General features: G+C 28.7%; 17 protein-coding genes. All 17 read right to left on the reverse strand.

The window, feature by feature from the left end; translation table 11 throughout:
- Positions 1-69: 69 nt before the first annotated feature.
- The gene (gene lepA, locus C7U54_RS04485; RefSeq protein ID WP_032090078.1) at positions 70-1,878 is read right to left on the reverse strand and encodes a translation elongation factor 4; all 1,809 of its coding nucleotides are present in this window, start codon (positions 1,876-1,878) and stop codon (positions 70-72) included.
- 64 nt (positions 1,879-1,942) lie between these two features.
- Complete coding sequence (locus C7U54_RS04490; protein ID WP_022001547.1) at positions 1,943-2,248, reverse strand: single stranded DNA-binding domain-containing protein; 306 nt, start codon at positions 2,246-2,248, stop codon at positions 1,943-1,945.
- A 151-nt stretch (positions 2,249-2,399) separates the two neighbouring features.
- The gene (gene acpS, locus C7U54_RS04495; protein ID WP_022001546.1) at positions 2,400-2,732 is read right to left on the reverse strand and encodes a holo-ACP synthase; all 333 of its coding nucleotides are present in this window, start codon (positions 2,730-2,732) and stop codon (positions 2,400-2,402) included.
- Between the two features lie 2 nt (positions 2,733-2,734).
- Positions 2,735-3,466, reverse strand: a complete 732-nt coding sequence (locus C7U54_RS04500; RefSeq protein ID WP_107029448.1) for a hypothetical protein — start codon at positions 3,464-3,466, stop codon at positions 2,735-2,737.
- Positions 3,467-3,490: 24 nt separating this feature from the next.
- Positions 3,491-3,811 (reverse strand): thioredoxin family protein, encoded by a 321-nt coding sequence (locus C7U54_RS04505; protein ID WP_022001544.1) that lies wholly within the window; start codon positions 3,809-3,811, stop codon positions 3,491-3,493.
- Between the two features lie 4 nt (positions 3,812-3,815).
- The gene (gene trmB / locus C7U54_RS14680) at positions 3,816-4,463 is read right to left on the reverse strand and encodes a tRNA (guanosine(46)-N7)-methyltransferase TrmB (protein WP_162297488.1); all 648 of its coding nucleotides are present in this window, start codon (positions 4,461-4,463) and stop codon (positions 3,816-3,818) included.
- Between the two features lie 33 nt (positions 4,464-4,496).
- Positions 4,497-5,213: a pseudouridine synthase gene (locus C7U54_RS14685; RefSeq protein ID WP_081918920.1), complete on the reverse strand. Its 717-nt coding sequence runs from the start codon at positions 5,211-5,213 to the stop codon at positions 4,497-4,499.
- Positions 5,197-5,685: a hypothetical protein gene (locus C7U54_RS04515; RefSeq protein WP_107029449.1), complete on the reverse strand. Its 489-nt coding sequence runs from the start codon at positions 5,683-5,685 to the stop codon at positions 5,197-5,199. The genes C7U54_RS14685 and C7U54_RS04515 overlap by 17 nt, the downstream gene beginning before the upstream one ends.
- A gap of 61 nt (positions 5,686-5,746) precedes the next feature.
- Positions 5,747-5,899, reverse strand: a complete 153-nt coding sequence (locus tag C7U54_RS04520) for a DUF1540 domain-containing protein (RefSeq protein WP_022001540.1) — start codon at positions 5,897-5,899, stop codon at positions 5,747-5,749.
- A gap of 64 nt (positions 5,900-5,963) precedes the next feature.
- Complete coding sequence (locus C7U54_RS04525; RefSeq protein WP_032090270.1) at positions 5,964-6,143, reverse strand: sporulation protein Cse60; 180 nt, start codon at positions 6,141-6,143, stop codon at positions 5,964-5,966.
- Between the two features lie 38 nt (positions 6,144-6,181).
- Complete coding sequence (locus C7U54_RS04530) at positions 6,182-7,060, reverse strand: aldose 1-epimerase family protein (RefSeq protein ID WP_022001538.1); 879 nt, start codon at positions 7,058-7,060, stop codon at positions 6,182-6,184.
- 68 nt (positions 7,061-7,128) lie between these two features.
- On the reverse strand, positions 7,129-7,473 hold the full coding sequence (rbfA, locus tag C7U54_RS04535) for a 30S ribosome-binding factor RbfA (RefSeq protein ID WP_022001537.1): 345 nt from the start codon (positions 7,471-7,473) through the stop codon (positions 7,129-7,131).
- Positions 7,474-7,485: 12 nt separating this feature from the next.
- The gene (gene infB / locus C7U54_RS04540) at positions 7,486-9,330 is read right to left on the reverse strand and encodes a translation initiation factor IF-2 (RefSeq protein ID WP_107029450.1); all 1,845 of its coding nucleotides are present in this window, start codon (positions 9,328-9,330) and stop codon (positions 7,486-7,488) included.
- Between the two features lie 4 nt (positions 9,331-9,334).
- Positions 9,335-9,637 carry a L7Ae/L30e/S12e/Gadd45 family ribosomal protein gene (locus C7U54_RS04545; RefSeq protein WP_022001535.1) on the reverse strand — a complete coding sequence of 101 codons (303 nt, stop codon included), beginning with the start codon at positions 9,635-9,637 and terminating at the stop codon, positions 9,335-9,337.
- Positions 9,630-9,887 carry an RNase P modulator RnpM gene (gene rnpM / locus C7U54_RS04550; RefSeq protein WP_022001534.1) on the reverse strand — a complete coding sequence of 86 codons (258 nt, stop codon included), beginning with the start codon at positions 9,885-9,887 and terminating at the stop codon, positions 9,630-9,632. Before rnpM ends, C7U54_RS04545 begins: the two co-directional genes overlap by 8 nt.
- Positions 9,888-9,898: 11 nt before the next feature.
- Complete coding sequence (nusA, locus tag C7U54_RS04555; RefSeq protein WP_107029513.1) at positions 9,899-11,194, reverse strand: transcription termination factor NusA; 1,296 nt, start codon at positions 11,192-11,194, stop codon at positions 9,899-9,901.
- Positions 11,195-11,227: 33 nt separating this feature from the next.
- Positions 11,228-11,695 (reverse strand): ribosome maturation factor RimP, encoded by a 468-nt coding sequence (locus tag C7U54_RS04560; protein ID WP_107029451.1) that lies wholly within the window; start codon positions 11,693-11,695, stop codon positions 11,228-11,230.
- Positions 11,696-11,792: the final 97 nt, after the last annotated feature.

An 11,792-nucleotide genomic window follows, 5' to 3' on the forward strand; every position in this document is an offset into this window, starting at 1 on the left:
TGAATTAATCGATAATATAAATTTATTTAACATATTTAACATATTTAAAATAGCAGCGATTGCTGCTATTTACTCATCATCAACTGATAATATTGCCATGAAAGCTTCTTGTGGAATTTCAACACTTCCAACTGCCTTCATTCTCTTTTTACCTTCCTTTTGTTTCTCTAGAAGTTTCTTTTTACGCGAAATATCTCCACCATAACATTTAGCAAGGACGTTTTTACGCATTGCCTTAATTGTAGTTCTTGCAATGATCTTACCTTGTAATGCTGCTTGTACAGGAACTTCAAACATTTGTTTTGGAATAATTTCTTTTAATTTTTCACAAATTACTTTTCCTCTTGAATAAGCAAAATCTTTATGAACAATAGATGATAAAGCATCTACAACATCACCATTTAATAAAATATCCATTTTTTGTAATTTACTTTCTCGATATCCTATTAATTCATAATCAAATGAGGCGTATCCCTTTGTACTAGATTTCAATTTATCAAAGAAATCATAAACAATTTCTGATAAAGGAATATTATAAATAATATTACGACGTGTTTCATCAATATAATCTATATCAACATATTCTCCTCGTTTTGATTGACATAGTTCCATGATAGATCCAATATACTCATTTGGAGTCATAATTGAAGCTTTTACATAAGGTTCTTCAATATAATTTATTACTTGTGGAGATGGCATCATTGCAGGATTGTCAATTTCAACCATTGTTTTATCTGTTAAAAATACTTTATAAATAACAGATGGTGCAGTAGCAATAAGTTCTAAATCAAACTCTCTTTCTAATCTCTCTTGAATAACATCCATGTGTAATAATCCTAAAAAACCGCATCTAAAACCAAATCCTAATGCTTGCGATGTTTCTGGTTCAAAGACAAGAGACGAATCACTAAGTTGTATTTTTTCCAATGCTTCTCGTAAATTTTTATACTTAGAATTATCAACTGGATATAATCCACAATAAACCATAGGATTTAACTTTCTATACCCTGGCAATTGCTCATGACTTTCATTTTCTAAAGTTGTTATTGTATCCCCTACATGAACATTTTGAATAGATTTAATAGAAGCTGATATCCATCCAACTTCCCCACAAACTAATTTATCTTTTTTAACTTCCGCAGGAGTTCTTACACCTAATTCAGTTACTTCGTAAGTAGCTCCTGTAGCCATAAATTTAATTGTATCTCCAACCTTTATAGATCCTTCTTTAATTCTAACGAATACAACAACACCTCTATAGCTATCATAAAATGAATCAAAAATAAGTGCTTGAGTAGGATGGTTAATATTCCCACTTGGTGCAGGAACCTCTTTAACAATCATCTCTAACACATCTTCAACGTTTAAGCCACTTTTAGCCGAGATACGAGGTGCATGGTCTGCAGGTAATCCAATAACATCTTCGATTTCTTGAATAACATGTTCAGGGTTTGCACTAGGTAAATCTACCTTATTTATAACTGGTAAAATTTCCAAATCATTATCTAAAGCCAAATAGACATTTGCCAATGTTTGTGCTTCCACACCTTGTGCTGCATCTACAACTAACACTGCTCCTTCACATGCAGCTAATGAACGAGATACTTCATAAGTAAAATCGACATGGCCAGGAGTATCAATAAGGTGTAAAAGATAGGTATTTCCATCTTTTGCTTTGTATTGAAGTTGAACAGCATTTAATTTGATTGTAATGCCTCTTTCACGTTCTAACTCCATGCTGTCTAATAGTTGAGCCTTCATCTCTCTATTTGAAACCGCACCGGTCATTTCTAAAATACGATCCGCCAAAGTACTTTTCCCATGATCAATATGCGCTATGATTGAAAAATTTCTTATTTTATCTTGATTAATTGTCATTTATTTTCACCGACTTTCAATAATAGATTTTATCAAAAAACAATATAAATGACAATTTATTTATTTAAAAATATTTGTTTAAAATTTCAATGAGTTCTCCATATATAATCACTTCTTTAAAATCATAATTAGCCATTGTAAATTTATTAGCTATTAAACGCCCTCTAACAGCAATGATCATTCCAATTTGAGCAACATCAGACATCATGTCTTCTAGTCCCTTCCACAAAGCAATAGAAAAAACATCAAATTTTTCTTTTCCTATCTCCTCAGGAAATGGTCTTTTAACCTCAATGTCAATAAAAGCCATATTTTCAACATGATATACATTTTTTACTATTTTTCCTACTAAAGAAATTGAATTTAACATAAACAGTCCTCCTTAGTATTATCATAGTTCTTATAAAAAAATAATCATGCTAAATCGACTAAAAAGTCTATTTAAACGACTAAAAAACAAATAAAAAACATTAATATTTATATCCTAAGATATATTTATTAATGTTTTATTACTCTATACTTTATTGATTAGGGTCATTATTTTCAATAACAACAAAGGCAACTGCATAATGATTTTCATGAGAAATAGAAACATGACAAGGCTCATCTTTAATATAGGGTTTACCATTTTTATCATTTAAACAGCATATCTCCTTAAATGATTTATAACCTGCTGCTTTTACAAATGCCTCTTTGACTGCAAATCTACCACCCACAAATTCTCTTTTTGCTTTATCGTTACCTTTTGATAAATACAAAGAAAATTCATCTACATGTAAAATTTTCTTTGCAAGTTGATCCAAATGATTTAATCTTCTTAAATCACAAATATCTACACCAATTCCTTTAATCATCACTAATCCTTAAATTTCTTTTCATACAGACTCATCAATTCATCTAAAGACATATTGTCATCAATTTCATCAATTAAAGAATTTTGTTCCTCTGATTTTTTTTGACCAAAATCAAGTTTAAACTCCCCTGTTCGTTCCTCAATAATTTTAAGTTGATCTTGTTCTTCTTCAACAATTTTAGCAATATTTCTTAAATTATCTTCAACTGTTGGAAGCTTTTCTTCTTCAACGATTTCGGGTTCTATTGTTTTTTCAGCATCAGTATTTGTTTCATCTTGAAAATCTTTTGAATCTTCAACAGCAGTAAGAACAGCTTCACTATCTGTTTCTTCTTTTTCTTCAAAATTACCATAATACGGAGATATTACTTGAACAAGTGAATTATCTTTTTTCTTTGGTTTTTTTACTGAATTTTTCTTAACTACTCTAACTGTTTCTTTTTTTTCTTCATGCATTCCAAACATTGGAGAAATGATATCCATCATTTCATAATTTTTCTTAACTTCGGGTTCTTCTTTCTTTACTACTTTTTTTTCAACCTTTTTAACATTTTTGGAAGTAGTTTCTTTTGGTATTTGTTGACTTTCACTTTTTTTAGTAACTTCTTCTTTTTTAAATTCTTCGTCATAAATAAGTGGTTTAGAAAACTTTTCATTTCTTCTTTGTTCAACAATTGGGTCTACAGTTTCAAAAATATCATCATCGTTTGATTTTTTAAAAAAATGTTTAAACATAATAACTCCTTCCTTCAATACACTTTATTTTATTGATTGTATAAATGTTTCTATTTCTTCTTGCGTTTTTCTTAATTTACTTACAAAGCGACCTGTCTCTTGTCCATTTTCATAGCTGACAAAAGAAGGTATTCCTAAAATATCTAAATCTTGACATAAATCAATAAAATGATCTCTATTAATACTATAAAATGTAAAATTTGGATATTTTTTTACAACATTACCTATAAAAGGTTTGATAAACATACAATCAGGACACCAAGAAGCTGTAAATAAGATGATTGATTTTGTTTGAATAGCCTTTTCATATTCTTCTAATGAGTTTATTTCAATTAATTGATCCATTTTTTTACTCCTTATAATCACTAATTATCATTTTATAAATAGGTCCATTTACTGAAAATTTTCTTTCATATTCTGTCATAATATTATCATTTGCTTCTGGAGAATTATGTAAATCTAAAGAAACATAATCTAAATGATAATTGTTTTCTGTTACTGACTGTAATGAATATTCAAATAAACCTCGATTATCTGTTTTAAATTCAATAACACCATCTTTTTTCAATAATCGACGATAAACATCTAAAAACGCTGAAGACGTTAAACGTCTTTTTGCATGTCTTTTTTTTGGCCAAGGATCACTAAAGTTTAAAAATAAATGATCAATTTCACCATTTTCAAAAACATTTTCTAATTCAATTGCATCAAAATGCATCAATTTTAAATTAGGCAATGATTGATTTTTATTAATTTTATTAATTGCTGCTGCTAAGACACTTGGAAATTTTTCAATCCCTATGTAATTGTTTTCTGGATGTTTTAAAGCATTTTGATAAATAAAATCGCCTTTCCCCATTCCAATTTCTATATATAACGGCTGATTTATTTCAAATATATCATGATAATGACCTTTATGTTCTTCAGGTTTTAAGATAACTAAATCAGCATTCTCTTCCATAATTTCATAAGCTTTTGGGTTGTTTCTTAATCTCACAAAAAATCCTCCTTATTTTTTATACAAATAGTATCACAAATCATTCATTAAGTCGACTAATTCATCTTCGGATAATTCTCTAAATTTTCCAATTTGTAAAGAAGTATCTAATTTTAAATTCTTCATCTGTAACCTTTTTAAATAAGTTACTTTTTTACCGACGCTTTCTACCATTTTTTTCACTTGATGAAACTTTCCTTCAAAAATTTCAATTAATACTTCAGATGTATTATCTTCAGTTTTTATAATGGATAAATTTGAACTTTGACATCTATAATGATCAATAGTAATTCCTTCTTTAAACTTTAAAATATCATTTTCATCCATTATTCCTTCGACACATGCATAGTACAATTTAGAATGATGTCGACTAGGTGCTAATAACTTATGTGCAAAATCTCCATCATTTGTTAGTAATAATAAACCCTCCGTATCCAAATCTAACCTTCCTACTGGAAATAAATCATACTGTTCATACCCATAAATCAAATCAACAACTGTAGGATGAACATTATCTTTTGTAGCAGAAACATAACCAGCAGGTTTATTAAGCATAATATAGACATATGGTTTATATGTAATAAGCTCACCATCAAAGATAATTTTATCTGTTTCATAATCTACTTTAAAATCATCCTTTTTTATAATACTTCCATTAACAGTAACAAAACCTTTTCTAATATAATTTTTTACTTCTTTTCTAGTTCCAATACCATAATGAGCTAATAATTTATCAAGTCGCATTACCATGTAAAATAATATACCTTTCTATTTGTTTATCCTCTGTGTTATATGTTAAATAGAGCTTAACATCAAATTTATTTTTTGATGTTGTTCCTGATAAATTGATGCCTTTATAATAACCATTCTTCTTATCAATATAATTAGGCTTTAATGAAAAAGTATCCTTTTCTAATAAACCAATACTCGGAATATTTTTATCCTTTTTATCAATAAATGCGATTGCTTTAATATTTTTCATTTCAATAACAGGATTATTAATGATAATATCATACCGTATTTTTTTATTTGATATTTTATTAGTAATTAATTGAATTGAACAATCATCACAGCTTTCATCAAATGAAGTAGACATCTTTAAACGATTATAATAACTAACATATTCATTATATTGTTTTTTTGAATAAGATGTTGTATTTTTTTGACTTGAACAACCTAATAAAATAAATAAAGATAAAAAAATAATTAATCTATTTTTCATATAATCACCTTTTATATTATAACATAGAGACAATAAAAAAAAATTAAAATAGGAAATAATCCTATTTTAATTTAAAAGTTCCGCACTCTGTTTCTTGCTCATCACATGGTGAACTACAATTACATTTTGAAACTTTAATCTCATTGGCTAAACATTTATTATTAGAATCATGATATGCACATGTCGTAACTGAACATCTTACATCTTTTGCCATATGTTTCACCTCCGTTAATTATTTTGACCAATAATATAAAATCTATGCAAAAATAAAAGTCCTTTTATTTAGGACCTTTATCATCATATTCAATTAAACAACTAAAAGAGTATTCTAATTCAGATGAAAAACACATTGCAACACAATAATGCATCCGTATTATATGATATCCCAGTTTAAGAAAATCATTAATTTCATCTTGTAAGTCTAATTCATGAGTACATTCTATAAGTTTAACTTTCATAAACAAAGTATAATCTACAAAAGTTAAAAAAATTGTCATTATTGGTTAATTTCTACAGCAAATTCAACTTCAAAATTTTTACCAACAGGTAATTCAACACAACTTTCTTTTTCTTTAAATTCACCATTAAAATCAGTATAGTCAGCATGTCCAACCCATGGTTCAATAGCAATTAATCCACCAACATGTTTTGCGGCCCAAAGTCCAACATGATCAAAACCATTCATATGAAAAACAATTGATTTATCATGATTTAATGATTTAAGCGCAATATTTTCTGATTTAAACTTTTTAATAACAATTGCATCTGTATTAAAAAGCTCTTGTCTAACAAAAAATCTTTTTTCATTATCAAAGAAAGGTTTTTCAACTCTTGACATACCTCTTTTTTCAACATCAATTATTTTTCGATTGCATGTTTCGTTTTCTGAAAATTCCAAATAATAATCATTGCTTGATTCGTTTTCCATAAATGGACAAGCAAAAGCAGGATGTCCTCCAACTTGGAAATAAATAGGTTGATGATCCGTATTTTTTACTTTAATATGACATGTTAATTTATTTTCAACAAGTCTATATGTGACATTTAATTCAAATAAGAAAGGATATTGTTTTATAATTTCATCATTAGATTTTAATGAGAATATTACTTCAGTATCACTAACTTGGTTTGTTTCAAATTCATTGTGTCTTGCAAAACCATGTTGTGTCATATGATACTCTTTACCATTAATCACACATGTATCATTTTTTAACGCTCCAACAATTGGAAATAAAATAGGTGCACTGTTTGCCCATTGAGATGCATCTCTTCTCCACATATAATTCAATTGATCTTTTTTTCCTTTAATTGAAATAATTTCTGCTCCTTTTGGATGTAAAGAAACAGTTAATAAATCATTAGATAATTCTACCATAATAATCCTCCTATCAGTATTTTCATTATATCATAAAATAAATTCTAAAAAAAAGAAAAAGATTATTTCTAATCTTTTTCATGTAATGAATTAATAATACTTTCAATTTTATTTCCATATTCTAAAGAAGTATCTAAAACAAAATGTAATTCAGGACACTTTCTTACTTTTAATTTTTTAGCAAGTAAATTACGAATGAATCCTTTAGATCTTTCTAATGCTTCCATTCCTTTTTCTTGATTATAATTTTTTCCTAAAAAAGTAACATACACTTTAGAAATAGATAAATCATTTGTTGTTTCAACAGCGGTAATTGTACACATACGTAAATCTCTATCACGTACTTCATTTTGTAAAATCAAAGAAACTTCTCTTAAAATTTGAGTATTTATTCTATCTGTTTTTAATGACATAAGACTCAACTCCTATTTCTTTTCTACTTCTTCCATAACATAACCTTCAATGATATCGCCTTCTTTAATATCATTATAGTTTTCAATGTTTAAACCACATTCAAAACCAGCATTGACTTCTTTAACATCATCTTTAAAACGTCTAAGTGAAGCAAGTTTTCCTTCGTATACAACAATACCATCACGAATCAAACGAATACCACAGTTTCTTTTAATTGAACCATCGGTAACATAACATCCTGCGATATTTCCTATTTTACTTGCTTTAATAACTTGTCTAATTTCTGCTTGACCAGTAATTACTTCATGGTATTCTGGTGCTAACATACCTTTCATTGCAGTTTCAATTTCTTCAACCATTTTATAAATAACATTATGAAGACGAATTTCAACATTTTCTTCTTCTGCCTTATTTCTAACTTTTGCATCTGGTCTTACATTAAAACCATAAATAATTGCTTGAGAGGCACTTGCTAAAATAACATCAGATTCAGAAATTGCACCAACAGTTGAACGAATAACGTTAACACGCACACCATCTACATCGATTTTTTCTAATGAAGCTTTTACAGCTTCTGCAGTTCCTTGTACATCCGCTTTAACAATAATATTTAAATCAATAATTTGACCTTCTTTAATTTGAGAATACAAATCATCAAGAGATAAAGCAGCTCCAGAATTACGATCTTTTTCAATTTTAGCTTTCATACGTGTTTCACCAACACTACGTGCTTGTTTTTCAGTTTCGAAAACCATAAATTTATCACCGGCAACAGGAACTTCATTTAAACCTGTAATTTCTACTGGTGTACCTGGTAATGCTTCTTTAATAACACGTCCTTTATCGTCTAACATTTGTCTTACTCTACCATAAGCAGCACCAACAACGATTGGATCACTTGCACGTAAAGTACCATTTTCTACTAATAATGTAGCAACAGCTCCTCTACCTTTATCAAGTTTACCCTCAACAACACTACCATATGCATATCTATTTGGGTTAGCTTTTAAATCAGCTAATTCTGCAACAACAGTTAATGTTTCCAATAATTCTTCAATACCAATTTTCTTTTTAGCAGAGATTTCACAATAAACAGTATCTCCACCCCATTCTTCAGGTAATAATCCTTCTTCAGCCATTTCAGCTTTAATTCTTTCAGGATCAGCACCTTCTTTATCAATCTTATTAATTGCAACAACGATAGGAACTCCTGCAGCTTTTGCATGGTCAATAGCTTCTTTTGTTTGAGGCATCACACCGTCATCAGCAGCAACAACGATAATAACAATATCAGTCACTTGTGCTCCACGTGCTCTCATTGCTGTAAAAGCTTCATGACCTGGTGTATCTAAAAATGTAACTTTTTTACCGTTTACTTCTACTTGATAAGCACCAATATGTTGAGTAATACCACCAAATTCACCATCAACAACTGCAGATTTTCTAATAGTATCTAGTAATGTTGTTTTTCCATGATCAACATGTCCCATAATTGTTACAACTGGACATCTTGGTTGTAAATCAGCTTCATCATCCACAACTTCAATATTTTCAAAATTAACTTCATCTACTGGAACATGTTTTTCACATTCACAACCATATTCTAAACAAATTAATTCAACTTGTTCATCATTTAATGATGAATTGATTGTTACCATAGTTCCTAATAAAAATAATACTTTTATAACATTAGCAGGTGTTTGTCCTAGCTTTTCAGCTAGTTCACCAACTGTAATTCCTTCTTCATAGGAAATCACACCATCTTTTATTACTGATGTTTCTTTCTTTGCAGGAAAGTTTGATTGTAATTGTTTCTTCTTTTGAGAACCTTTTTTCTTTTTAAATTGTTTTGCCATAAAATCAACCTCCTATCAATTCTTTTATTTTTTTCGCAAACCCTTGATTTATAATACCTAATGCAACGCGATTATTTTTTCCAACTGCTTTTGAAATGGTTTCAATATTTTCATCAACAATGAAATAATCAACATGATAAAAATGACATTTATCAGTAATTTTTTTCTTAGTATTAGCACTAGCATCATTTGCAATAACAACAAGTTTTGTTTCATTTGCAGCGATACTTTTTATCAAAGTTTCTCCTGAAACAATTCCCTTTGCAACATTAGCAAGCCCTAATAAATTTAAATATTTTTTATTCATCACAATATTTTTTTAACTCCTCAAAAATTTCATCAGGAATTTCTACTTGTAAAGAACGAGATAAAACTTTTTTCTTTTTAGCAATTTCGATTGCTTCTAAGCTTCTTTTTAAATAAGCACCTCGTCCATTCATTTTACCAGTAGCATCTACAAATACTTGACCTTCTTTATTTCTTACAACACGAATTAACTCTTTTTTAGGTAATTGTTCATTTGTTGCAAGACATTTTCTAAGTGGAATTTTTCTCATTCTATCTCATCCTAATCTTCATCATAATATTTGTCATATTCGTCATAGTCGATATCTTCATCATATTTACTGTATTCATCATCTTCATAATCATCAAAATCTTCATAATCTTCTACATCAGATTCTGAAGTGACTTCTTCAACTTCATTTTCGATATTTTCTTTTTCTTCAACAATAGTTTCTTTTTCTTCTTGGTTATCTAGCATTTCTTGAGCAAATTCATCTTGGAATGTTTCATCAACAGGTAATTCTTCTTTTTGTTGAATTTGTTCCATTAACCCTAATTCAGTTGCTTCAGATAATGATTTAATATCAATTTTCCATCCAGTAAGTCTTACTGCTAAACGAGCATTTTGACCACGTTTACCAATAGCTAATGATAATTGATCATCAGGTACAATAACTAACGCACTGTGTTTTTCTTCATCAACAGAAACAGTTAACACATCTGAAGGTGATAATGCATGTGAAATATAAACAACTGGGTCACTTGACCATTCAACGATATCAATCATTTCACCATGTAATTCATCAACAACGTTTTTAACTCTTGAACCCTTAGGTCCAACGCAAGAACCAATAGGATCTAATCCTTCAACTGCAGTGTATACAGCAATTTTACTTCTTTCACCAGGTTCACGAGAAACAGATTTAATTTCAACTGTACCATCATAAACTTCAGGAACTTCTAATTCAAATAATCTTCTTACAAATTGTGGTTCTGTTCTGCTTACAACGATATGTGTTCCTTTAGTTCCACGATCAACGTCACTTACATATACTTTGACATGTTGTCCTTCATGTAATGTTTCTCCAGGGATTTGTTGATTTAGTCCTAAAAATGCTCCAGTTTTTCCAATATTGATAATAGCAAATTTAGGTTCAACACGATCAACAATACCTGTAATGATATCATCTTTTTTATCAGCAAATTCATTATATAATGTTTCTTTTTCAGTTTCGCGTATTTTTTGTCTGAAAAGTTGTTTTGTTTGAATTGCTGCTAAACGACCAATATGATCTACATCTGCTTCAGTTTCTACAATATCACCCACTTGATAATTTGGGTTGATATCATGTGCTTCATCTAAAGATACTTCTAAATCTTCATCTTCTAAATCATCAACAACTGTTCTAATTTCAAATAATCTAATTTTTCCAGTTTTTCCATTAATTTCTACACGTACATTTGCTTCTGGAACCATATAATTTTTTTTATAAGCTTTTGCAATTGATTCCTTTAACATTTCTAAAAACACGTCTTTTTCAATACCTTTTTCTTCACATAAAGCATTTAAGGCGCTCATAAATTTTCTGTTACTAGCCACTTTTATTTCCTCCTAAAATTTTACAGCTAATCGTATAAATTGAATGTTCTCATAATTGACAACAATTTTTTTCTTTATATTTTTTACAAGATATTCAAATTCTAATTCTTGATTATCAACAGATTTTAAATATCCTTCAACTTCATATAATCCGGCTTTAGGATTTTTAAATTTTGCATAAACATATTCACCAACAGATTTTTGAACTTGTTCAAAAGTTTTTAATGGTTTTTCAATTCCAGGTGAAGAGACTTCTAAAATGTATTCATCTTTAATTGGATCAGTTTCGTCAAGTTTATCACTAATTAACTCACTTACCGCAACACATGTATCCATATCTAGATACCCTTCATTTTTTTCGATATAAATACGTAAATACATTTCATTATTATCTTTTACATATTCAATATCATCTAAATAACAATCATTTTGTTCGATCAAAGGTAAGACCATTTCTTTAATACTTTCCAATAACTCCATTTTTTCACCCCATTCAATAATAAAGAGTGGGTTCCCCCACTCGTTTCTCTTTATGAAACTATAAGTAATATAGCACATTTTTCATTTATAATCAAGT

This window comes from Faecalibacillus intestinalis (assembly GCF_003024685.1).
GTDB lineage: Bacteria > Bacillota_I > Bacilli_A > Erysipelotrichales > Coprobacillaceae > Faecalibacillus > Faecalibacillus intestinalis.